The sequence below is a fragment of the Acinetobacter sp. Leaf130 genome (assembly GCF_001423205.1).
GTDB lineage: Bacteria > Pseudomonadota > Gammaproteobacteria > Pseudomonadales > Moraxellaceae > Acinetobacter > Acinetobacter calcoaceticus.
In genome coordinates this window covers 419,609-444,149 of the sequence record NZ_LMOE01000005.1, presented here as the reverse complement: position 1 = coordinate 444,149, position 24,541 = coordinate 419,609, and the positions used below count along the sequence as shown (strand labels likewise).

The following is a 24,541-nucleotide window of genomic DNA, read 5'->3' as shown; positions in this document are numbered from 1 at the left end:
GTTTTAAAATAGGGAATTTTATATTCCCTATTTTTTTTATGGTTTTTATAAAAAATCTATTGCGATTGTTTTTTTAAAGATGTATTTTAAATACATCTTATATAGCCAGATAAATAAGGTCTAGCCATGACTCCGCAACAAATCGAACTCGTTAAATCTACAGTACCTGTTTTACGTGAACACGGCGTTACGCTGACCACATACTTTTATAAGCGTATGCTTAATAACAATCCTGAATTAAAAAATGTTTTCAATTTGGATGACCAAACTAGCTTACGTCAACCTCGTGCTCTTGCAGCTGCCGTTCTTGCATATGCAGAAAATATTGAGAACCCTACTGTTTTAGCGAAAGCAGTTGAGCGTATTACGACTAAACATGTGAGCTTAGATATTCAACCAGACCAATATGCAATTGTTGGCGACAACTTACTTCATTCAATTAGTGAAGTACTCAACGTGCCATTTGAATCAGAACTGATTGAGGCATGGAAACAGGCTTATTTACAATTGGCAGATATTCTAATTGGCGTTGAAAAACAAAAATATGAACAACTTAAAAACTTAAATGGTGGATGGGCTGGATGGCGTTCATTTGAAATTACTCAAATTGATCCTCTTGAATCTGGCAAACGTTTCACCTTAAAAGCAACTGACCATGAAGATGTACTTAGCGGACCTGCAAATGCTTTTATTTCGGTTAAAGTACAAGTTCCAGATGAGCAGCTTGAACAACCGAAAGCTTTTAAATTTACAGAAGCTCAGGAAAACAACTCATATCATTTTGAAGTTCAGCCTGAAGAAAACCATACAGAGTTCTCAGTAGCGAACATCTTGCTTGAACATTATAGAGTTGGCGATCAAGTTCAAGTTTCAGCGCCTTTAACGCTCTAATATAAAAACCTCTTGCCTGAAAGTTTTCTTATTTAGACTTTCAGGCTAAGATGATCATCCTTTTAATCTCTTCCATTTTTGGTGATCATGCAGCTTAATAAATTTACCGATTATGCATTACGACTATTAATGTATGTTGCACGCCCAAGTGATGCACCCTACACGATTGCAGAAATCGCGAAAGATTTGCATGTTTCACAAAACCATCTGGTTAAAGTTGTTCATTTTATGGGTAAGCAGGAATGGATTATTACCATTCGGGGAAAAGGCGGTGGAATTCGCTTAAATCCAAATGCACTTAACTCAAATTTAGGTTCAATTGTTCGAATATTACAGGGTGACAATCAAATCGTTGAATGCAATACGCCACCTTGTGTATTGCGAAGTCACTGTGGTTTAAAAGGTATTCTTGACCAAGCTTTAGAAAGCTTTTACCAAAGTCTAGACCAATACACGCTTGGAGAGGTTTTGCAACAGTCAAAGTCTGCCCCACCTGACTCTCCTATTGCCTTTTTACAAATCTGACTTCTATTGATTTTCATAAGTAGATTTATTGAAAATTAGCAAGAATAACCAAGCTCCTTTATACTAGGCACGAGCCCTCTCATCTAAAAAGTTATTTTTTATGCGTCGTAGTGAAAAATCGAAAGACACCAAAGCCAGACTAGCACCCAAGCAAAAGATCAGCTATGAAAAAGCACCAGATCCGGCGATCACAGCCTATGCTGTGCAATCACTAAACTGGTTACGCCAAGCTGAGTTTCTAATGAGTGCACCTAAATTGGCACTTTGTGTTGAAGATAGCGGCTACGAGATTGCTTTTGCAGGGCGCTCAAATGCTGGTAAGTCGAGTGCGATTAATGCATTAACCAATCAGAAACAACTTGCCCGCGCTTCTAAAAAGCCAGGCCGTACCCAGATGATTAACTTTTTTAGTCTAGGTAACCCTGATCAACGCTTGGTCGACCTTCCAGGTTACGGTTATGCAGCGGTTCCCGAAGATATGAAACGGGTGTGGCAAAAAGAATTAGAAAACTATCTGATTCATCGCCAAAGCTTACAAGGCTTAGTATTACTTATGGATATTCGCCATCCTCTACAGCATTTCGACATGATGATGCTAGAGTGGGCTTATTCACGTCATCTCTTTGTTCATATTCTATTAACAAAAGCAGACAAACTTAATCGCGGTCCTGCAAATAAAGTTCTACTAGAAGTTAAGCAACAGCTGAAAAAAATGAAGCTTGATTTTTCTATTCAGCTTTTCTCTTCACTTAACAAAATAGGCTTAGAAGAGTTAGCAAGTGTTATGGGTGGACGTCTGCATTTTACGCTAGATCAACAGCCAGAATTTGATGTCGATTCAATCCCTGAAGCGACAGATGAGGATGCTGAAAGCTAAATTATCCTCACAGATACAATTTCTTCATTAAATTTATACTCAATTGTCCCCTATTGCTAAACACAAATGTAGGGGCTTTTTTTATACTCGTTATAACTTCATCGAGTTAAAAATCAGGAATAAATGATGAAATTGTTATCTTTTTTGAAGGCCAAGGCTTTAGGCTCTTCTATTGATTATAAAATTCTTCCACGTAAAGTAAAATTTGACTGGAAAGATACCCCTGTCGACTGGATTCCTAATCAGCCTTTCGCAAGTTATTTTATTAATGAAATTAATAATATCTTACCCGCTGGAGAGTTCTGGTTTTGCCGTTTGTATAATAAGGTTTTACCGCAAATCACAGATGAAAAACTCAAGCAGGATGTACAGGCATTTATCCGTCAGGAAGCTATGCATGCCAATGCTCACACTTCTGCAAACAAAGAATATTTAAGCGCACGTAATATTGATATCCAGAGAAATCTGGACATCATGAATTATCTATTTACTATCGCTTTGGCAGATAAACCTTTTGATAGAGAAGTTCCAAAAATTTTAGAAAAACAGTGGGATTTATTCCGTTTAGGAGTTATTGCAACTGTTGAGCATATGACCTGCGTGTTGGGTAAATATGCGTTATATAACGAGAGATGGGAAGAACTAGGCGCAGATCCAGAAATGGTGGATCTGGTTAAATGGCACGGTTCAGAAGAGATTGAACACCGCACGGTTGCCTTTGATTTATATCGTCATCTTGGTGGCGGTTATATTCCACGTTACTATATGAGTCTTGCTGTTATCACACTTGTACTTGGATTATGGGTAGATGGCGCTGCACATATTATGAAACAAGATCCACGTTTTGCAGATGCAGCCAAATCTAGATTTTTTCCAGTGTGGGTTACTTTAGAGTGGTACAAAATCAGCCGAAAAGATAATCAGGTTTTACCAAACCCACTCTGGCTTATTGCCCAGCAAATTGATTACCTCATGCCTTGGTATGATCCAGTCAAAGAAGGCAGCACTGAAGATGCGGTTAGCTATTTATCGCAATCTCCAGCAGCAAAAAGAGCAGAACTTCAAGCTGCTTAAAATAAAAAAGCAGGATTTAAAATCCTGCTTTTTTTGATCTATGGATAGTTAGACACTGATATCTTTATCTTTCGTATAACGGTCTACAACCACACTAATCATCATATCGCCCTGCACATTTACCACTGTTCTGACTGTATCTAACAAACGGTCAATCGGAAGTAAAATTGCAATTGCCTCAGCGGGCAAACCCACAGACTGTAAAACCATAATCATAGTGACCATGCCCGCGCTAGGTATTCCTGGCGCACCGAGTGATGCAATCATTGCTGTTAAGCACACAATAATTTGTTGTGTCAGGTTTAAATCTAGACCCACCAAATTTGCCACAAACAATGCAGCTGCCGCTTCATATAGTGCAGTACCATCCATGTTTAACTGTGTGCCTAATGGAATAACAAATCCTGCTGTTTGCGGGCGCACGCCTAAGTTTTCTTGCGCACACTTCATACTAAGCGGCATAGTGGCAGAGCTAGAACTGGTTGCAAAGGCTGTAATCAGTGCTGTACGAGTCCCTTTAAAAAAGGTCCACGGACTCATACGACCAAAAATCCAAAGCAGTAGTGGTAAAACAACAGCACCATGAAAAATAGTTGTACCCGTTACAACGACCGCGAACTCAGCCAAACGACTTAATACTGAAATATCTTCTGTTGCCATTAACTTTGCTAACAAAGCAAAAATACCCAACGGCGCTAATTTCATCACCCAGCCAACCAGCAGCATCATCATTTCAAAGAACTGGTGACTCAATAAACGAATACTTTTGAAACGTTCCCCACCCTGCACCAAAGCGACACCGACGAATAAAGCAAAGACTACGACAGCTAAAACGTTACCATCACTAAACGCTTTAAATGGGTTAATTAAAGTATTTTGAATAAAATTAGTGAAAAAACTTGCAGGGTTTAAACTATCTGGTGCTTGATAATTTTGCATAGATGTCTGGAAAATAGAAATATCTATGCCACGTCCAACTTCAAATAAATGAGCACAACTGATGCCTAAAATTAAGGCTAAAGTGGTTGTAGTTAAACAGCATAAAAATGTGATTTTCCAGACTGGCCCTAACTGTCCGCCTGCCTGTAGATTGGATACACCTACAACAATCGAACTAAAAATTAAAGGTACCAAAAGCATTTTAAGGAGCCCAATAAAAACACTACTTAGTATTCCAAGCCCATATAAACTATGCTTTACAAAAGCAGTGTCTGGATACATTGTGAGTAGGAAACCAAAGGCTAAACCTAAAATGGCGGCAATCAGAATTTGTGTATTTAAGTTCATATCAGCATTATTTTTTTCAGTTGGCATACCTTTTTACAATATGACATGAGCTTGCTTTTCATTCGAGCAATTTTTTGTCACATCGATCCCATTAAAAAGAAAAAAGCCATCTGCTTAGATGGCTTTTTCGAGGAATCTATTGCGTTTCAATTTCCCGCAAACGGATTAAACCCTCTTGTACTGTACTGCATACAAGCTGACCATTTTGCCACATACGACCGAAGTTTAAACCGCGAGAAGCCGCGCTCACTGTGGCTTCCATGTCATACAACATCCACTCATCCGCACGCAGTGGACGATGGAAATAAATCGCATGATCAATGCTTGCACATTGCAAACTTGGAGAAATATAACTCAGCCCATGCGGTCTTAAAGCCGTTGTCATTAAAGTAAAGTCTGAATAAAAGGCAACAATCGCTTGATGCAGAGCAATATCATCTAATTGTTTTGGAATACGGTCATGCGTGCGGATGTAGTGCGCATTATATGGAGCTTCTGGTTGCGGCTGAAATGGATTTACCGGATCAATTGGACGAATTTCTACATGACGCTCACGCATGAAACTAGCACGAACATTTTCAGGTACAAAGTTTAGAATACCCTGTTTCAGTTCATTTTCAGATTTAAGCGTTTCTGGTGCAGGATACTCAGGTTCTTGATGTTGATAGTTCAAACCTTCTTCTGGGTTGGCAAAAGAAACCATCGCTGAAAATATTACTCGCCCATGCTGAATTGCACGGACTTGACGACTTACAAAGCTCTTCCCATCCCGTAAACGGTCTACTTCATAGATAATAGGGGCATTAATATCGCCGCCATATAAAAAGTATGCATGCAAAGAATGCGCTGGGCGATCAGTTGTATAAGATGCTGCACGTAAAGCCTGACCCAAAACCTGTCCACCAAAGACACGTTTACCGACAAGATTACGGCTCATGCCACGGTAAATATTTTCTTCTAGCTTTTCTAAAGTGAGAAGCTCGACTAGTTCTTGGGTTAGCGCATTCATGAGAGATACCTTCATATTTCAGGTAAAAAATCGTATTAAAGGACAGGTGTGTAGAATCTATTGTGCCATAAAAAACTATTTGAACATGGAACAATCAGTCAACTTATGACGAACATTGCTCATATAACAGCTAAAAATACGATTTTTAACGATAAAATATGCCAAAAGCATTATAATTTATACGCTATTAGCATATTGTTTTTTTCAACAAATGCCTCAAAATAATTACCCTCCGCATTTGGTGCTGGGATTTGTCTTTAAGAAGTAGGAGTTCTTATGTCCAAGAGTGGGTTTGGTCAAATGTATCGTCGGCTTTCGAGTAAACTACTTGACCTCGTGGTAACACCACATGTTCTTGGGGAAGTTCCTACTGAACCAGTATCAGAAACAGAAGCAAAGACTGACCGCCAGAAAGTGGTGTGCTATGTCTTACAAAACCATTCTCGAAGCAATGCTTTGGTGGTTGATGGAGAAACGCGTCGTTTAAATTTAAAACCTGCGTTAGACCCATTAGTCGTTGGTACTCATCAGGAAAAAGCATCGGTTTTATTTTTACAGCACAATGATGAAAATAATTTACTGAATCCTCCTCCTCATGCTTTTCCACCACGCTTACTAAAATTAATTGAAGTCTTACAAGAAAATCCTGAACTTGATATAGAGCTTGTTCCGGTTACCGTTTTATGGGGCCGTACACCAGATAAAGAAGATTCTTGGTTTAAGCTTTTATTTTCAGATACATGGGCTACACCGAGCACCGTTAAGCAATTGGTCAACATTGGCCTGCATGGTCGCCAATCGTATTTAGAATTTCATGAACCGCAATCGCTACGTGAACTGGTTGAATATGCACAACAGCATTATCCAAACCTTTCACCAGCTACATATATTGTAAGTACGTTAAATGATTACTTAGATCGTCAACGTGAAGTGGTCTTAGGCCCCGATTTATCGGATCGCCGTAATGTCATGCAGTCAGTTGTAAAATCTCGCGATGTGCAAGAAGCGATCCGCCGTGAAAGTATTCGCGGAAAAGTCAGTATGCTCGAAGCTGAACGTCGTGCGATTGGTTATGTGAATGAAGTCGTATCTGATTATTCTCACTCAGCTGTACGCTTTGCCGATCTTGCCTTAACGCGCTTATGGACCCAGCTTTATGACGGCGTAGAAGTGCATAACTTCAGCACTGTTCGTGAACTGGCAAAAGATTATGAAGTGGTTTATACACCTTGCCACCGCAGTCACATTGACTATTTATTATTATCCTATGTGATTTATAAACGTGGCTTAATGGTTCCGTATATTGCTGCTGGTGATAACTTAAATCTACCATTTGTAGGGCAACTTTTACGTGGAGGTGGCGCATTCTTTATTCGTCGCTCTTTCCGTGGAAATGGCCTTTATACAACGGTATTTAAAGAATATTTATATAGTATTTTGTCACGCAACACCCCTCTTGAATACTTTATTGAAGGTGGACGTTCACGTACAGGACGCCTATTACCGCCTAAAACGGGTATGCTTGCCATGACAGTTCACAGCCATTTACGTGGCCGTGCTAAACCTATCGTCTTCTTACCAACTTATATTGGTTATGAACGACTAATGGAAGGCTCGACCTACGTGGGCGAAATGCAAGGTAAACCGAAAGAAGCCGAATCAATTTTTGGTATTGTAAAAACCTTACGAAAAATTGAACGTATTTTCGGTAAAGTCCATGTGAACTTTGGTGAGCCTGTTTTTCTTGATGATCTGCTTAAGCAACATAATGCAGAAAATGTCTATATCGAGAAAAATGACGACCCAATCCCTCAAGCGGTTTCAGATGCAGTAAATAGCTCTGCACATGCAATTTTAGAAAATATTAACCGAGCTGTGGTGATTAACCCTGTCTCTTTACTTTCTATTATTTTGCTTGCAACTCCAAAGCATACGCTTGATGAAGAAATCTGTATTAAGCAGCTTGAAGCTTACCGCAATCTGGCATCAAACTTCCCATATGACCAACGTATGGAAGTAACGCCACTTTCTGGTAAAGAAATTATTGCCTATGGTTTAAAGCTTAAACTCATTAAACGAGTTCAGCATGCGCTCGGCGATATTATTGCGATTGAAGATAATCAAGCCGTTCTTCTGACCTATTTCCGTAATAACATTTTGCACGCCTTTGTTTTACCGTCATTGGTTGCATCACTTGTTGAACACAATGGAAAAATCAGCCGTTCAGATTTAACCAATGTCATCTATACCCTGTATCCATTCTTGAAGGCAGAGTTATTCCTTAAATGGAAGAGTAGCGAGCTTAAAGAACAAATTGAGCAATATGCAGATGCATTGGTTCAATCAAAACTTATTCAACAAGACGATGAAGGTAACTTGATTAGCTCTGCACCAAATACTGAAGAGCATAATCAGCTTGTTGTTTTAGCTACTCCTGTTAAGCAAAGCCTTGAGCGTTACTACATGACGCTTGCGCTAATTACTCAACGTGGTTCGGGTAATATTTCTGCTAAACAGGTTGAAGAATTAAGTCATTTACTCGGACAACGTTTGTCAGTTCTATATGAATTTAACTCGCCAGAGTTCTTCGACAAAGCTTTATTTCAAAGCTTCTTAAAAGTACTTACACAGCAAAATTACATTCGAACCAATGACCAAGGTCAAATTGAGTTTGATGATAATTTCCGTCAAATGGCTGCGGGTGCACAATTAGTTCTTGATGAAGTAACCTTACAAATGTTGCAACACATCACGACCTTTACCGACGAAGAGTTAAAAGATGCGCTTGAAGCTATGGCATCTCAACAAGCAAAAAGACGTTTAAAACGTAAAAAATCTTAAGATTTTTAGTCAAAATAAAAGGCAACGAAAGTTGCCTTTTATTTTATTAGCGAGTTGGACATTCAAAATAGCGTGGATCATCCATGCAACGCAGACGCTTCATAAGTTGAACAAAATAAGCATCGTAATAACCTGAAAGTACGTACTGATTGCGTATTTTTGCAACCATAACGTCATAGCTCTGCTTTTCATAAAAAGAGACATCTACCCAGTAATAGGCAGGTAAATGGTTTTCCCACTGGGTCGCACGGTTAGTCAGTAATTGGCTGTTTTGAACAAACCATCCTCGAATTTTTCGGCCAAAATTAGCAGGATAAGCTTGTGGTTTAATAATTAAATTGACGCCGAAATATGCCAAAGGAAAGTTAATGACTTGGACATCTGGTCCAAATTCTTTTTGTAAGTTATATGGTAATAGTCCATATATAGGGGCAGGAACAATATCGATTTTGTCTTGTTTAAACTGAACAATCGCATTAGATAAATCAACATAAACTGGCTGACCACCCACACTTCGTACCAATGCCTGTTGTGGTGGATTGTTTGGTAACACCCCAATACGCTGATTTCTTAATTGAGCAACTCTAGAGATTTTCTTATTTTTTAGGACCATATAGGCAGTGCCAATTGGAATCATCCCTACAGCTTCATAGTCCTTAGAAATTAACCTTTTCTCGACGGTTGGATGATTCAAAAGCTGTAATAAGTTTTTAGCAGTACGATTATTAGGAATAAGCCCAATACCTGCGGTGCTCCCCATAAATTGGTTATAACGATAAGTATTAAAATTAGATGCCGCTAAACCTGAACATTTACCCTCGTCAAATGCTTGTATGGCCTGTTGTTCCTTTTGATAGGTAACCACTTTAAATTTGACTTGATATTGCTGGGCATATAACCGAATGTCATTTAAACGACGTGTGATATCCCCTTGGGAGCCAATCGGATCATATGCACACCACACCTGATCCTCTGCCCAACTCGCGACAGCTGTTAAGCTCAAAATAAGAGCTAAGCAAATTTTTTTCACTTTCAACCTTTTTATCTTTATCGGCAATTTGGCTGCCTCATCAGGTATTTCTATTCTTATTTAAAGTTTAATCAAAATTTTATTTAGTACTATGAACATTTAAACATAATAAATAGTCATTAAAGCAAATTGGGTGCTCTAATTGAAAACCTGTTTGAAGCAAATGTTTAGCATAAATTCTTTTACCTGAGATTTGGTTTGATTCTAAAGTTAACTCTGGTAATCCCAATTGTTTTTGGAACCACACGATAACTTCATGCAAAGGCAATGGTTGGTTATTAGTCACAATATAGCTCGCTTGATGAGTTTCATAGTCGGCCATATAGGCTAAGAATCTTGCTAAATCATCAATGTGTATTCGATTACTATAATGAATATTTGGATAACTCTGACTATTTTCAGCCATTTTCTTCAAACGGGCAACGGAAGTTCCATAAATACCTGTAGGACGAACAATTACACATTGGTTTGGATAATGCTTCTGCCAAAGCAACTCCATATTACGTAAGATATGGCCTTGTGCATCGCTTAGTTGAATTTCACTAAAATCATCAATGATCTCCCCTGCATTTTCACCATATACCCGCGTAGAAGAGACTACGATTATTTTTTTGACTGGATGTGGTTTTAATGCTTCTCGAATGGGTTCAATACTATCTACATAAGTATGCTGATAGCCCTCAACCGTACTCTCGTTTGGAGAAAGTAAAATATATACAACATCTACAGGTTCAATTTTACTTAAATCGAGTTTAAAGATATCTTGAACAAGATGGGTTGCGTAACTATCTGTTTTTACACTACGGCTGATTGTGGTAATTTGATGTTCTTTCTCAAATAGTTGTTTAGCAACACGCTGAGATGTTTTACCATAACCGATAAATAATATATGCATAGAAAACTCGTTGAGGGGACATGACTTCAGTCCATCAGTTACAAGGCGTTGGATCGGCTTCAGCAGCCCTGCTCGAAAAACTAAATATTTTTACCACAGATGATTTACTGTTTCATCTGCCACGTGATTATGAAGACCGCAGTACGATTATTGCAATGAATCAACTTGTGGTTGGGCGTAGCTATTTACTCGAAGGTGAGGTCAGATCAATTGATTTCCCTCCGGGAAAACGAAAATCTATGGCAGCCTTGGTTCAAGATGAATTCGGTAAAGTCACCTTACGCTTTTATCATATTTATAAAAACCTGACTGACAAAATAAAACCAGGTCATCGCTTACGTATTTTTGGTGAAGTTCGCGTAGGTGCTCGCGGCCTTGAGATGTATCATCCTGAAATTCAACTCATTAATGACCATACTCCCCTACCCAAGACCCAGCTTACAGCAATTTATCCCAGTACAGATGGACTAACCCAACCCAAACTGCGCGAATATGTAAAACAAGCTTTAAAGCATCATAGTGATGCCTTACCAGAGCTACTCCCAAAACAATATACCAATGGCTATGCGCTTAAAGAGGCTTTGTATTACATTCATGAGCCTCCAGTTGATGCCAATATGGTCCAATTGGCTCAAGGTTCACACCCCGCACAGCAACGGCTTATTTTTGAAGAGTTGGTTGCACACCAAATTAGTTTACTTAATCGACGTGCTTATATTCGCCAAATTGCGTCTCCTGCTTTTTCAAGCAGCAAAATATTAGCCAAAAAACTATTAGAAGCTTTACCTTTTCAAATGACCAATGCACAAAAACGTGTATCTAAAGAAATTTTGAATGATTTGAAGCAGAACCAACCAATGCTTCGATTAGTGCAAGGCGATGTAGGCGCTGGAAAGACCTTGGTTGCCGCTGTAGCCGCTTGCCATGCTTTAGAAGCTGATTGGCAAGTTGCATTAATGGCTCCTACTGAAATTCTTGCAGAACAGCACTACTTAAATTTTAAGCGTTGGTTTGAACCCTTAGGCATTACTGTTGCATGGTTGTCTGGAAAACAAAAAGGTAAAGCTCGCGCACAAGCAGAGCAGCAAATTAAAGAAGGTCATGCTGAACTTATTATTGGTACACATGCGTTATTTCAAGATACCGTTGGATTTGCAAAATTAGGTCTAGTGATTATTGATGAACAGCATCGTTTTGGCGTAGATCAGCGCTTAGCTCTGCGTAATAAAGGTGCTGAGCAGTTCACCCCACACCAACTCGTCATGACAGCCACCCCTATTCCACGAACACTAGCAATGAGTGCGTATGGCGACTTAGACACATCAATTATTGATGAGTTGCCTCCAGGCCGTACTCCAATTCAAACCGTTACGATTCCTCTTGATCGTCGTGAAGAAGTACTTCAACGAATTGCTTCGAATTGTAGAGATGGAAAACAGGCATATTGGGTATGTACACTGGTCGAACAGTCTGAGACTTTAGATGCTCAAGCAGCAGAAGCAACTTATCAAGAAATGAAAGAGCGCTTTCCTGAGCTCAATATTGGCTTAGTGCATGGCAAAATGAAAGCCGATGAAAAGCAAGCGGTCATGCAAGCGTTTAAGAATAATGAATTACAGCTTCTTATTGCAACGACAGTCATTGAAGTTGGAGTAGATGTTCCCAACTCCTCTATTATGGTGATTGAAAATGCCGAGCGTTTAGGACTTTCTCAGTTACACCAATTACGTGGTCGTGTAGGTCGAGGAGCTCAAGCCAGCTTTTGCGTACTTTTATACAAAACACCTCTTTCACAAAATGGCCAAGAGAGACTTTCTATTTTAAGAGAAAGTAATGATGGCTTTGTGATTGCAGAAAAAGATCTTGAGTTACGCGGGCCGGGTGAATTACTAGGTACTAAACAAACTGGAGATATGGGTTTTAGAGTTGCTCGTTTAGAGCGAGATGACCACTTACTGAGTCAAGCTCATTATGTAGCTCAGCAAGTGTTAAAAGATTATCCAGAACAAGCAGATGCACTGTTAAAACGTTGGCTTCCAGAAGCGCCTCGCTACGCGTATGTTTAGTTTCTTAAATCCGCAGCATCTTATCCACTCGCTCTCACCGTGCTTGTTGTGTGAGTCAGGTGTACGAGAAAAACATTCGCTCTGTAAAGACTGTTGGGAACAGTTACCCTGGCTTAAACAAATAATTCAACGTAATGATCAATCAGTTCTTGTGGCCTGTGATTATGCATATCCAATCAATCGGATCATTCAGCAGTTTAAATATGAACAAAAATTACATTATCAAATCTTGTTAGGTGAAATTTTAAAACAATTAAAATTTCCTAAGGTACAAGCTATTGTACCTATGCCGATTTCGAATCAACGCTTAATTGAACGTGGTTTCAATCAGTCACTGTTACTCGCAAATATCTTAAACAAGCAATTAAAAATACCTATTTGGCAGCCAGTGCAACGCCTTGCTGAGCATTCACAAAAAGGGCTTTCTCGACTGGAACGCTTTGAGAACATCGAACAACAATTCATTGCATTTACTCAAGAAAAACGGCGTTATCGCCGTGTTCTGATTATTGATGATGTCGTTACCACCGGAAGTTCAATTTATGCCCTTAGTCAGGTATTAAAGCAATTAGGATGTACAACCATTCATGCCGCCTGTTTAGCGGCAACTTTAACGAGCTAAGATGATTAAACCGTAGATAAATGCTGCTCACACCAAGGAATAACAATTTCACGGGTTAATGGTGCGAGGTGAGTTTCTGAATCATTCAAATCAACCCATTTCATTTCTGCAATTTCAGCAGCAATTTTAGGAGCCTGATCGAGTTGAACCAGATATAAATGACTGACCAGAATATGATCTGGTTCATTCGCCGCTGCTGTTTCAAAACGACCAAGAAATTGCTCAATTACACAAGAACTTCCAACTTCTTCTAAAATTTCTCGCTGCATGGTGATCTCTGGCGCCTCATTGGGTTCCAGCTTACCACCCACTTGCATAAAAGCATGGGTATTACGCTTTCTTACGAGCAATAACTGATTTTGCTCGTTCAAGATCACTGCAGCAGCGACCGTAATTGTTTTCACCTATTTAACCTCTTTATGGCTGTACATCAGCATTTGCCCATTTTGGAGCAGGAGCCTGATATTGTTCAAATTGTTGAAGAATATTTTCAACGTTGTCTGATGCGATCAATTTATCAACGAATCGTGCTTGGCTAAATCCATTATCTACCGTTCCTTGAATCATTTTAAGTAAATCTTCATAAAAGCCAGCTACATTTAAGAAAGCACATGGCTTTTGATGAATACCTAATTGCGCCCACGTCCATTGTTCAAAGATTTCTTCCAATGTACCCGCACCACCAGGTAAAGCAATAAAGCCATCTGAAAGATCTGCCATTTTGGTCTTACGCTCATGCATATTTTCGACAACATATAATTTGGTTAAGCCCGGATGAGCTAACTCACGATCGACCAAAGCACGAGGTATTACTCCAATGACTTGTCCACCTGCCCGTAAGGCACTATCAGCGACAACGCCCATTAAGCCTGAGCGACCACCACCATAAACCAAGGTCTTACCTTGTTTTGCAATAGCCTCGCCTGTAGTTTGGGCAACTTGTTGGAAAATTGGGTTTGAACCAAGAGATGAACCACAGAAAATACAAATTGAATTCATAGTGTAAAAAACCGTTTTATTGAACTGTCATGCTGACAAACTAAACTATTGATAAAGTTTTTTTTTGCAAAATAGCGTATTAGCAAGTGTTTTTCGGCAAATCCTTGTCTAAAATACACCCATCCATTTCCATCAGACTGCGTGAGGAAAAAAGACACATGCTTGAAGCCTTTTATGCCACAGAACGCGGAAGTCTGGAAGATGCCACCATCAATGGTGGATTTGATCTACATCCCGAATTAGTCTGGCTTGATCTTATTGCCCCCTCGCAAGAAGAGCAACAATGGGTCTTAGATGCCTATGATCAAAACTTACCCACACTAAAGTCGCTTGAAGATATTTCATCCTCAGCACGATTTTACCGTGATGATGACGGTATTTTGCATATCAGCACCTATTTTTTAACGAAAAATAAAAATTATCAAGTTGATGGTGATGCAGAAGATTCATCACACATTTTAGCGATGGTGCAAACGGTCGCATTTATCTTACATAAAGACCGTCTCTTTACGATGCGGGGAGAAAAATTAGTTGCCTTTCGTGCCTTCCGTGCACGCGCTCGTCGAAATGACTATGACATGGACTATAAAGATCCAACATGGATTTTATTAGGCCTTCTTGAGGCAAAGCTTGATGAACTTGCGGATATCTTAGAAGATATCCACAAAGATTTAGAAAAATACTCCACTGAAGTTCTAAATAACCACCAGCGTGAACAAATTCTAGATCTTGACGATATGATTACGCGACTAGCTCAACAAGAAGATATGCTAGGAAAAGCGCAGCTCTGTTTAATTGATTTGCGACGTGTACTTACTTTTTTATCACGTCCACGTGCATTAGGCAGTCATATTTACGATGCAGATATTCGAGAACTTAGTGAAGATGTTCGCTCACTCGTAGAACATGATGCCTTCTTATTCCAAAAAGTACGATTCTTGCTTGATACAACGTCTGGATTCATTAATACCGAGCAGAATGACACGATCCGTCGATTCTCGATTTTACCAAGTATGTTGGCTCCTCCGATGCTCATTGCCAGTATCTATGGTATGAACACAGATGTGCTACCTTTTGCACATGGTACGACTAGTTTCTTTATTGTTTTACTCATTATTATGGGCTTCTTTATTGGTCCTATTATTTACTTCCGCTGGAAAAAATGGATCTAAGCTTTGTAATAAAATGCTAATTCCAAGCATAAAAAAGCACCTATATTTAGGTGCTTTTTTATATTTTACAGATCAAATCAGATGTAGATCTTCCTGCAAATGGCAGGCTTGAATAATCTTCAGCATTTTTTCGGGTACATTTTTAAAATGTAAACCAGTATTCTGCGGAGTAACACGTAGCCATTGAACTAAAACAGCCAATGCCAAGGTACTACCATGCTCAAGCTGTGTTAAATCTACCACTAAAGGAAAGCTTTGTTGCTTCTTAATGATATCTAACCCAGCTTTATACTGTTGTTCGGCATTTTGAAAATCAATTTTTCCCGAAACAACCAATTGTTGGTTGAGATACTGAACCACTATTCACCTACTTATTTCTGTTTATTCTGATTAACAGCAGCATCTGCATCAGGTTGGAAGGTTGCAATTGCTTTATTTAAATCGCCACCATTACGCTTCACAGTTGCAGCAAACTGATTACGGAACTGTAATCCTAAATCAATACCAGAAACATTGATATTACGGATTTTCCACTGAGTACCCTTATCAGCTAACTGGAAAGACACAGGAATTTTTTCACCATTGTGATTAAAGTCCAATGTCACTACTGGGTTTTTGCCCGCAGTTGCTTTATAAGGACGCATTGTATAGCTTTGGTTCGTATACTTAGCAAATGCACTACCGTAATTTTCAATTAACGTATTACGGAAGTTTGTTTCAAACTGAGCACGTTGTGCAGCTGTACTATACTGATTAGTCGCATAAGTACCCATTACAATACGTGTAAATGCTTGTGAATCAACATACGGGTCTAAATTCTGACGTACGATAGCCTTCACTAAAGCAGGGTTTGCTTGCAATTTAGCATGATCAGCTTTTAAACGAGCAATCAAACCATCAGCAACACGCTTGATAAAATCAGGTGGTGCTTCTGAAGGCGCAGCAAAAGCTGTACCTGCAATCATGGTAGACAAAAGACTTGCTGTCAGGGTTTGTTTAAACAACGTATTCACCAGGAACCACTCCTTCAAATAATCTTTTACTCAACAAATGATGCTTGTGCACTATCTTTATTAGTGCTTGCAGGAGCATCTGCTTCTGTTGAGCCTGAACCGGCAGCAACTTTACCAGCCCCGCCACCAGTAATAAATTTACTAATTAAATCTTCTAAATCCATAGTTCCTTGAGTGTTTGAAATCGTGTCACCTCGTTTCAGGTAGTTCACACCACCACCAGGTACAACTTTCAAATATTTTTCACCCAACAAACCATTCGTTGCTACCATTATATAAGCATCTTCATCAATACTTGTGATGGAGGTCATGTTACTGGTCAGTTGCTGTTCCATTGCTTTTTGTTGCTCTGGAGAAGCCTGAGTATAATCTGAGCTATAACGTAACTCTTCCAGTGCATTTTTCTGAACTTCTTTTAATTGTTCAGGATTGAAACTTGTCAACTTTCCATCTAAACCAAATGTTACGGTAGCCAAACGCGTAACCGGATCAAGCGTAATCGAATCAACACGACCAATTGTAACACCACTCATTGTTACTTTAGCACGAGGCTTTAGACCATTGACGTTATCAAACTGAGCCTTCATGGTATAACTATCACTTAAGTTCGTACCGACAAGACCACTGACTTTCATCGCTAAAAAAAACAACGCAATACCGAAGATAATAACAAAGATACCAACGGCCAGTTCACTACTACGTGATTTCATTAAATCCCTCCGAACATGACCGCAGTCAACACGAAATCAAAACCTAAAACACATAATGAAGAATACACAACCGTCCGAGTCATTGCCGTTGCAATGCCTTCTGGTGTCGGATCACAGGCATAGCCTTGATAAACAGCGACCCATGTACAAATCAAAGCAAAAACAATACTTTTAATAATCGTGCCATTGAAAATGTCATGCCAGAAACGCACTGTATTTTGCATACCACTCCAGAAGGAGCCTTCATCAGCACCCAAAAAGTCAACACCGACCATCTTGCCACCAATAATACCAATCGCAGCAAATATCACAGTTAACATTGGCAAACTGACTATACCTGCCCAAAGACGTGGTGATACGATTTGCTTTAAAGGGTCAACCCCGATCATTTCCATACTGGCAAGCTGTTCGCTTTGCTTCATTGAACCAATTTCGGCAGTCAATGCAGAACCGGCCCGTCCTGCAAATAGCAATGCAGCAACCACAGAAGCAAGCTCACGGAGTAGGGTTAACGAAATCGCTGTACCCAACATCGACTCAGCACCGAAAGTAACCAAAATGCTATACATCTGCAAGCCAAGAACCGCACCAATAAACAAACCAGAAACGGTAATAATAAGTAAGGACATCACACCTACGCGGTGCATTTGGTAACCAAAACGACCAAAACCACCCTTGGTAGGAAATGAAAAAATAATCTGCAAGAGCATTAGTGCCGCAGCACCAATGCCTCGAATCCGCTCAATAACGAGTCTACCTAACCAGGCAATCGTATTCATGGACGAACCTCGTTATTTAAATAGGCTTGAGGACTAAATTGATATTCAACCGGTCCTTCTGCCGAACCTGTTAAGAATTGGTGTACAAATGGAGAAGCATATTTTTGCAAATCTTCAGGTGTACCCTCACCCTGAATTTTTCCTTCTGCTACCACATAAATGTAGTCAGCAATCGATAATGTTTCTGCGACATCATGCGAAACAATAATTGTTGTTAAATCCAAAGCTTCTCTTAACGAACGGATTAAACGTGTTAAAACACCTTTTACAATCGGATCTTGACCAGCAAAAGGTTCATCGTACATGATTAAATCTGGATCAAGTGCAATCGCGCGAGCCAACGCTACACGACGATTCATACCACCTGAAAGTTCTGTCGGCATTAATTGTTCAGAACCACGTAGACCCACCGATTCAAGTTTTAATGCAACCAGTTCAGCAATGAGATTTTCAGGAAGCTTTGTGTGCGCTCGAATTGGAAACGCCACATTTTCATAAACGGACATATCCGTAAATAAAGCTCCACTCTGAAATAACATTCCCATACGTGCACGGGCGGAAAAAAGTTCCTGACGAGACATTTTGGCAATATCTTTTGTGTCGAGTAAAACTTCCCCCTGATCTGGAACGAGCTGTCCACCAATCAGACGTAATAAAGTTGTTTTACCTGTACCAGAAGGTCCCATAATGGCCGTAATCTGGCCTCGACGTATATTTAAACTAATATTGTCATAAATGACGCGTTCCCCTCGATTAAAACTCAAGTTTTTCACTTCAATAAGTGGTTGAGTTGAGAGAGGAGTTTTATTATTCATAATGGCAATCATTCCTGCACTTTTATGCACGCATACTATAACACTGAAAATTAGCAAACTTGTTGTAATTTTAACAAAAGCAAATCTAACTTATTTTATAGAAATAGAAGAGGTATGTTCGTAAAAAGAGGTCAATTCAGAAGCTTGGAATTGCTCAACAGAACTTCCATTTGTAAAAGCGTAGGCGAAGTAAACACCATTACACAAAACGAGTGCAATAAAGAGATAAGGCAAACCATGCTGAACCAAAAGGTTCTTCAATTGTGCCATTATTGTTTCTTTTCGCTTACTTTTACGCATTATTGAATAAAAAATTGAACCAATTCACATTTTGTTAGTTTATAACAAAACTGAAAAATAAAAAAGGCCAGTATTTTTACTGGCCTTTTTTTTCAAACTAAATATTGATTAGCGGTCGAATTTACGACGCGGTGGTTTATCATCGAAGCTACGACGCGGACGATCTTCACCACCAAAGCTACGTTTTGGACGATCATCACCACCGCCAAACGCTGGACGTTCACCACGTGGTTTGTCATCAAAACTACGACGCGGACGATCTTCACCGCCAAACGCTGGACGCTCACCACGTGGTTTATCATCGAAGCTACGACGCGGACGATCTTCACCACCAAAGCTACGTTTTGGACGATCATCACCACCGCCGAACGCTGGACGCTCACCACGTGGTTTGTCATCAAAACTACGACGTGGACGATCTTCACCACCAAACGCTGGACGCTCACCGCGTGGTTTATCATCAAAACTACGACGTGGGCGATCTTCACCACCAAAGCTACGTTTTGGACGGTCACCAAAACCACCTTCACGACGTGGTTTATAATCTACGCGATTACCACGGTTGTCATCATTCGATTCAAAACGCGGTTTATCATTGAAACCACCTTCGCGACGTGGACGATCTGAAGTGAACTCACGACGTGGACGATCTTCAAAACCACCTTCACGACGTGGACGGTCTGAATTGAATTCGCGACGCGGACGATCTTCACCGCCGAACGCTGGACGTTCACCACGTGGTTTATCATCGAAGCTACGACGTGGACGGTCATCACGACCACCTTCACGGCGTTTAAAGTTGCTTTCGCCTTCAAAACGACGACCACCACCAAAACCACCGCCGCCACTACGACGACCATCACGACCACCGCCGCCATTACCACTACGGCCACGACCACCGCCATCACGACCTGAACGAGCAGGAGGTGGAGATGGCTCTAAGCCTTCAATTTCAGAAACACTCAAACGTGCTTCTAAATATTCTTCAAGTGCACGAATCTTACCGCGTTCACGATAAGTCGCTAAAGTAATTGCTTGACCAGTACGACCAGCACGACCAGTACGACCAATACGGTGTACATAATCTTCATGCTTCATCGGAAGACCGAAGTTAATTACGTGAGAAATAGTCGGAACGTCAAGACCACGAGCAGCAACGTCAGTTGCAACTAGGATTTTTGCACGACCTTCACGAATACTACGTAAACGACGGTTACGAACTGTTTGCGGCATTGCACCATGAAGTGCAACAACAGAATGACCCGCTTCAGCAAGTTCTTCTGCCAACATATCTGTATCTTCTTGCGTGCTAGCAAAAACAACAGCTTGATCTAAGTTTTCATCACTTAACCAATGTGTAAGTAATTTTTTCTTATGTTCGAAGCCATCAGTCCAATGCAATGTTTGCGTAATATCTGTATTGGTTGAATGACCTGTTTCAATTGCGATACGCATAGGATCTTTCATCATGCATGATGCAAGACGAATGATACGATCGGCAAATGTTGCAGAGAACATTAATGTTTGTTTACGGTTAGCTGCTAATTCGCTAATTGCTTCTAAGTCTTCAGAGAAACCTAGGTCAAGCATACGGTCCGCTTCATCAACGATTAAAGCATCTACTTGATCTAATTTAATTTGACGACGATTCACCAAGTCAAGTAAACGACCAGGTGTTGCAACAACAACTTGCGCGCCTTTTAATTGTTGAATTTGTTTTGCAAATGGCATACCGCCCATAATGGCAGCAATACGAACACCTTTCATGTGACGTACAAGTGCAATTGCATCTTGACTTACTTGCTGTGCCAATTCACGAGTTGGTGAAATTACCAAAATATTCGGTTGAGTCACTGCTTTCATACGGTCTTTGAACGGTACAACAGACTCTTGACCAGCTAAAGCATTTAATGTTGGGAGTAAGAATGCTGCAGTTTTACCAGAACCAGTTTGGCTTGATACGAGAAGGTCTTTACCTTCTAAAGCAGCAGGAATTGCTTGTTCTTGCACAGCAGTCGGGGTAGTAAAACCTAAACCTTCAAGCGCTTGTTGTAAGGTTTCATGCAAAGAAAATTCGGCAAAAGATTTGCTCATAGAGAGTTTCACCCTTGTGGGTGCTCCATTTTTAATAAATACAAAATAGACATCGGCAAAAAGCGGCAAAGCAAAATTAGCTGAAAACTTTTATTCAGCAGCAATCCGAGTAACGACGATGTGGACTAAACGCACGCTTGATTACGGCCGAACCTGAAGAATCGCTGAGCGATCGGGGCGCAAGAAATGGTCCTCTCTATGGACAGCGTGCGCTTACAATGAATAGAACAGAATGTTCAGGTAATGAACGGAAATTTAAGTGCGTTGGCGGATTATAGCAGAAATAAATTAAAAGTCATGTGTTTTAATCAACTTTATCTATATTTCTTGAATTAATTTAATTTACTCTTTACTTAAAACACAAAACCCTCTGATTAAAGAGGGTTTTATTTATAATACGCTAAATTATTTTGCAGCTTTATCCCAAGCTGGAACAACAGTTTGCATTAAAGGTTTTAACAACTTAAGCGAACATGCGAGTACTTGACCATTTTCAAATGAGTTATTACCGCCACGCGCGTCAACAACCACACCGCCTGCTTCTTTAAGAATAAGCTCACCAGCAGCAATATCCCATGGCTTTAAACCAAGCTCAAAGAAACCATCAAAACGACCGGCAGCTACATACGCTAAATCTAGAGCAGCTGAACCGCCACGACGGATTTGTGCACCTGCTTCAGTAACCGCTAATAATGATGCGAAATGCTGCTCTGCGTAAGATACGATTTCGCCAGCACGTTTAGCACGGTAAGGATGGCCTACTGCCAAGAATGTATTTTCTAAACTATCTTTTACATTTACACGAATACGGCGTTGATTCATAACTGCACCGCGACCACGGCTAGCAGAGAATAACTCATCACGTACTGGATCGTAGATTACGCCGTGTTGAGTAACACCTTTATGTTGAACTGCAATAGAAATACAGAAATGAGGGAAACCATTAATAAAGTTTTGTGTGCCATCAAGCGGGTCAATTACCCAGCACCACTCTGCATCATGGCCTTTGCCTTCTTGCAAACCAAACTCTTCACCTAAGAAGCTATGGTTCTTATAACTTTTACGTAACGTATCAATCGCTAATTGTTCTAAATAACGATCTACACGTGTTACCGGGCCATCAATGCCTTTCTCTTCAACTTGTAAATCGAGTTTATGACGATTTTGATGCGCTTTTAAAAGCTCTTGACCAACTGTTTGAGCCGCACGCGCAGCCATAACCACCATAGGTTCCATTGAACACCCACTAGACAAATTTGAAGATTTTGACAAAGAATAATGCATAAAAGCGCAGATATTTTAGCAAATATATGCGCTTTTAGGGGGAAAATGTTTCAAAAATTTTATTGGAGGCCTAAACCACCTGATTGAGCTTAAGCCAAACTCTCTCAATTGAGCTCAAAATACCTTTAGCATCCAACCCGCAGTCTTGTAGCATTTGTCCGTGTGAAGCCTGTTGTAGGAACAAATCTGGCAAGCCTAAATTAATGATAGGTTTCACAATTTGTTCTTGCGCCATAAACTCATTGACAGCGCTACCTGCACCACCCATAACGGCATGCTCTTCAACTGTGACAAATAAATGAGTATTTTCAGCCAAATCACGAATCATTTTTTCATCAAGCGGTTTCACAAACCTCATATTTACAACACGCACGCCCACATCATGTTTTTGTGCAAATTGTTCAGCAGCTTCTATAGCAACCATCACTCTGCTGCCAAATGCCAAAATTGTAATCTGCTCTTCACAGCTAGTTTTTATTTCAGCAACGATTTCAGCTTTTCCTAATTCAATAGTGGTCAACTCTTGCTGAATTTCCACACCTACACCAGCACCACGTGGGTAACGTACCGCAGCTGGTCCATTATAGACATAGGCTGTATGAAGCATCTGACGACATTCATTTTCGTCTTTTGGTGCCATGATGACTATGTTTGGAACTGTACGCATGTATGCATAATCATATGCACCTGCATGAGTTGGACCATCTTCACCAACCAAACCAGCACGATCAATCCCGAAAGTCACATCAAGATTTTGTAATGCAACATCATGAATAAACTGATCGTAACCCCGCTGCAAGAACGTCGAATAAATTGCAACAACAGGTTTTAAGCCTTCACAAGCCATTCCTGCTGCAAGTGTTACAGCATGCTGTTCAGCAATCGCAACATCAAAGAATCTCTGTGGAAATTCTTTAGCAAACTGAACCATGCCTGAGCCTTCACACATCGCAGGTGTAATCGCGAGTAGACGCTCATCTTGCGCCGCTTCATCACATAACCACTGACCAAATACATCAGAATATTTAGGTGGTGTTTTACCTGCTGAAGTTGCATTAATTTTGCTAATTGCATGATAGGTAATCGGATCCGCTTCTGCTGGAGTGAAACCTTTACCTTTTTTAGTATAGACGTGTACTAAACGTGGACCTTTACGCTTCTTCAGAGCATTAAATACTTGGGCCAGTTGATTTACGTCATGGCCATCAAATGGACCAAAGTAATCAAAACCAATTGCTTTAAATAAATTATCGGCCGCATCTGTTGCTGATTGATGCAAACGAGAGTTATAAGTCCATTTTGGATGTGGCTGTATATACGCTTCGCCATCTTCATTAACGTTAACTAAATGGCCTTTTTCCCAAATTGCAGCCAAATGTTTAGCAAAACCACCTGTACTACAAGAAATTGACATGTCATTGTCATTGAGCACAACAATTAAATCGGCATTATGTGCAACAGCATCGTTCATGGCTTCAAATGCCATACCCGCTGTCATTGCACCATCACCTACAATACAAACCACTTCACATGGGTCGTTTTGATAACGACGTGCTAATGACATTCCTAAACCAGCCGAAATTGCTGTTGATGAATGCCCTACGCCGAATGTATCGAAAACTGATTCTTCTCTAGCTGGGAATGCCGCTAAACCATTTTTAGAACGAATCGTCGTCATTTGTTCACGACGACCTGTCAGGACTTTGTGCGGATAGGCCTGATGTCCTACATCCCAAACTAATCGGTCATTTGGAGTATTAAAGCAATAATGCAGCGCAACCGTCAGCTCAACCACGCCGAGATTAGCACCGAAATGGCCACCACTCTGGCCTGCTGCATATAAAATATATTGACGCAACTCATCAGCCACTTGAACCAATTGGCTATGCTCGAGCTGACGTAATTGTTGAGGATGATCAATTGCATCTAACAATGGCGTAACAGGGCGTTGAGTTGGAATTTCGGTATACAACATATGTGGCAAAGCCTTTATAAGCCTGGCAAATCCTAAGCTGGGTCAAAATGGGTCGATCATACAATCGAATGAAGTCACCTTCAATCAGCCACATTTGCGAACGAGGTCATGCAAAGCAATCTCTCATACATCATGGGTATGGTTGGCAGATTATCCTGAATAATCTGACTATTTATCAACTATTATCGTCATCTTTATACAAAAAAGAAAACCTTAGTGTGCAAAATGATTATGACAATTCGACCAATCTCCCAGCATTACGCTATACTTTAAACCGTTTTCG

The 24,541-nt window shown here is 40.2% G+C and carries 23 protein-coding genes and 1 pseudogene; 9 read left to right on the top strand and 15 right to left on the bottom strand.

The features are described 5' to 3' along the window. Nucleotides 1-11 precede the first annotated feature (11 nt). The 5 genes and pseudogenes from ASF86_RS20275 to ASF86_RS12645 all read left to right on the top strand — a co-directional run. Nucleotides 12-124, top strand: a pseudogene (locus tag ASF86_RS20275) (hypothetical protein); the annotation flags it as partial. 2 nt (nucleotides 125-126) lie between these two features. Beyond that, nucleotides 127-891 (top strand): globin domain-containing protein, encoded by a 765-nt coding sequence (locus ASF86_RS12660; protein WP_056482620.1) that lies wholly within the window; start codon nucleotides 127-129, stop codon nucleotides 889-891. 87 nt (nucleotides 892-978) lie between these two features. Then, on the top strand, nucleotides 979-1,416 hold the full coding sequence (locus ASF86_RS12655) for an RrF2 family transcriptional regulator (protein WP_056482617.1): 438 nt from the start codon (nucleotides 979-981) through the stop codon (nucleotides 1,414-1,416). 100 nt (nucleotides 1,417-1,516) lie between these two features. Then, nucleotides 1,517-2,293 (top strand): ribosome biogenesis GTP-binding protein YihA/YsxC, encoded by a 777-nt coding sequence (yihA, locus tag ASF86_RS12650; protein WP_056482614.1) that lies wholly within the window; start codon nucleotides 1,517-1,519, stop codon nucleotides 2,291-2,293. 123 nt (nucleotides 2,294-2,416) lie between these two features. Then, nucleotides 2,417-3,367 carry a metal-dependent hydrolase gene (locus ASF86_RS12645; protein ID WP_080027834.1) on the top strand — a complete coding sequence of 317 codons (951 nt, stop codon included), beginning with the start codon at nucleotides 2,417-2,419 and terminating at the stop codon, nucleotides 3,365-3,367. 48 nt (nucleotides 3,368-3,415) lie between these two features. On the opposite strand, the gene ASF86_RS12640 is transcribed toward ASF86_RS12645, so the two are convergent. Both ASF86_RS12640 and ASF86_RS12635 read right to left on the bottom strand, forming a co-directional pair. Continuing rightward, nucleotides 3,416-4,681 carry a dicarboxylate/amino acid:cation symporter gene (locus ASF86_RS12640; RefSeq protein WP_035359955.1) on the bottom strand — a complete coding sequence of 422 codons (1,266 nt, stop codon included), beginning with the start codon at nucleotides 4,679-4,681 and terminating at the stop codon, nucleotides 3,416-3,418. A gap of 109 nt (nucleotides 4,682-4,790) precedes the next feature. Then, on the bottom strand, nucleotides 4,791-5,663 hold the full coding sequence (locus ASF86_RS12635; RefSeq protein WP_003653674.1) for an acyl-CoA thioesterase: 873 nt from the start codon (nucleotides 5,661-5,663) through the stop codon (nucleotides 4,791-4,793). Nucleotides 5,664-5,939: 276 nt separating this feature from the next. On the opposite strand from ASF86_RS12635, the gene plsB reads away from it, so the two are divergent. Beyond that, nucleotides 5,940-8,504 (top strand): glycerol-3-phosphate 1-O-acyltransferase PlsB, encoded by a 2,565-nt coding sequence (plsB, locus tag ASF86_RS12630; protein ID WP_005043879.1) that lies wholly within the window; start codon nucleotides 5,940-5,942, stop codon nucleotides 8,502-8,504. A 46-nt stretch (nucleotides 8,505-8,550) separates the two neighbouring features. Here the strand turns inward: plsB and ASF86_RS12625 are convergent, their stop codons facing one another. Next, nucleotides 8,551-9,534, bottom strand: coding sequence for a putative solute-binding protein (locus tag ASF86_RS12625; protein WP_081407701.1), 984 nt, complete (start codon nucleotides 9,532-9,534; stop codon nucleotides 8,551-8,553). Between the two features lie 79 nt (nucleotides 9,535-9,613). Further along, nucleotides 9,614-10,429: an NAD(P)H-binding protein gene (locus tag ASF86_RS12620; protein ID WP_056482608.1), complete on the bottom strand. Its 816-nt coding sequence runs from the start codon at nucleotides 10,427-10,429 to the stop codon at nucleotides 9,614-9,616. Between the two features lie 20 nt (nucleotides 10,430-10,449). Between ASF86_RS12620 and recG the strand changes: the two genes are divergently transcribed. Then, complete coding sequence (gene recG, locus ASF86_RS12615) at nucleotides 10,450-12,495, top strand: ATP-dependent DNA helicase RecG (RefSeq protein ID WP_056482605.1); 2,046 nt, start codon at nucleotides 10,450-10,452, stop codon at nucleotides 12,493-12,495. Beyond that, a complete protein-coding gene (locus ASF86_RS12610) occupies nucleotides 12,488-13,117 on the top strand; it encodes a ComF family protein (protein WP_056482602.1) in 630 nt (209 codons plus the stop codon). The genes recG and ASF86_RS12610 overlap by 8 nt, the downstream gene beginning before the upstream one ends. A gap of 5 nt (nucleotides 13,118-13,122) precedes the next feature. Here the strand turns inward: ASF86_RS12610 and ASF86_RS12605 are convergent, their stop codons facing one another. Next, a complete protein-coding gene (locus ASF86_RS12605; RefSeq protein ID WP_005038468.1) occupies nucleotides 13,123-13,521 on the bottom strand; it encodes an NUDIX hydrolase in 399 nt (132 codons plus the stop codon). A gap of 13 nt (nucleotides 13,522-13,534) precedes the next feature. Continuing rightward, on the bottom strand, nucleotides 13,535-14,116 hold the full coding sequence (locus ASF86_RS12600) for a TIGR00730 family Rossman fold protein (RefSeq protein ID WP_056482599.1): 582 nt from the start codon (nucleotides 14,114-14,116) through the stop codon (nucleotides 13,535-13,537). Nucleotides 14,117-14,274: 158 nt separating this feature from the next. On the opposite strand from ASF86_RS12600, the gene ASF86_RS12595 reads away from it, so the two are divergent. Beyond that, the gene (locus ASF86_RS12595) at nucleotides 14,275-15,288 is read left to right on the top strand and encodes a magnesium and cobalt transport protein CorA (protein WP_004639553.1); all 1,014 of its coding nucleotides are present in this window, start codon (nucleotides 14,275-14,277) and stop codon (nucleotides 15,286-15,288) included. Nucleotides 15,289-15,360: 72 nt separating this feature from the next. Here ASF86_RS12595 and ASF86_RS12590 read toward each other — a convergent pair whose 3' ends face one another. The 9 genes from ASF86_RS12590 to dxs form a co-directional block, all read right to left on the bottom strand. Next, nucleotides 15,361-15,648: a lipid asymmetry maintenance protein MlaB gene (locus ASF86_RS12590; protein ID WP_017390219.1), complete on the bottom strand. Its 288-nt coding sequence runs from the start codon at nucleotides 15,646-15,648 to the stop codon at nucleotides 15,361-15,363. A gap of 11 nt (nucleotides 15,649-15,659) precedes the next feature. Continuing rightward, a complete protein-coding gene (locus ASF86_RS12585; protein WP_005038459.1) occupies nucleotides 15,660-16,301 on the bottom strand; it encodes a phospholipid-binding protein MlaC in 642 nt (213 codons plus the stop codon). 26 nt (nucleotides 16,302-16,327) lie between these two features. Then, a complete protein-coding gene (locus tag ASF86_RS12580) occupies nucleotides 16,328-17,011 on the bottom strand; it encodes an outer membrane lipid asymmetry maintenance protein MlaD (RefSeq protein WP_005038457.1) in 684 nt (227 codons plus the stop codon). Then, a complete protein-coding gene (gene mlaE, locus ASF86_RS12575; protein WP_017388296.1) occupies nucleotides 17,011-17,790 on the bottom strand; it encodes a lipid asymmetry maintenance ABC transporter permease subunit MlaE in 780 nt (259 codons plus the stop codon). The genes ASF86_RS12580 and mlaE overlap by 1 nt, the downstream gene beginning before the upstream one ends. Then, nucleotides 17,787-18,605, bottom strand: a complete 819-nt coding sequence (locus ASF86_RS12570; RefSeq protein WP_005043907.1) for an ABC transporter ATP-binding protein — start codon at nucleotides 18,603-18,605, stop codon at nucleotides 17,787-17,789. The genes mlaE and ASF86_RS12570 overlap by 4 nt, the downstream gene beginning before the upstream one ends. Before the next feature lie 90 nt (nucleotides 18,606-18,695). Then, nucleotides 18,696-18,905, bottom strand: a complete 210-nt coding sequence (locus tag ASF86_RS12565; protein ID WP_026057109.1) for a hypothetical protein — start codon at nucleotides 18,903-18,905, stop codon at nucleotides 18,696-18,698. Between the two features lie 108 nt (nucleotides 18,906-19,013). Further along, nucleotides 19,014-20,999, bottom strand: a complete 1,986-nt coding sequence (locus tag ASF86_RS12560; protein ID WP_005038451.1) for a DEAD/DEAH box helicase — start codon at nucleotides 20,997-20,999, stop codon at nucleotides 19,014-19,016. Nucleotides 21,000-21,404: 405 nt separating this feature from the next. After that, a complete protein-coding gene (locus ASF86_RS12555) occupies nucleotides 21,405-22,235 on the bottom strand; it encodes an inositol monophosphatase family protein (protein ID WP_005038449.1) in 831 nt (276 codons plus the stop codon). Nucleotides 22,236-22,353: 118 nt separating this feature from the next. Further along, complete coding sequence (gene dxs / locus ASF86_RS12550; protein WP_004639565.1) at nucleotides 22,354-24,258, bottom strand: 1-deoxy-D-xylulose-5-phosphate synthase; 1,905 nt, start codon at nucleotides 24,256-24,258, stop codon at nucleotides 22,354-22,356. Nucleotides 24,259-24,541: the final 283 nt, after the last annotated feature.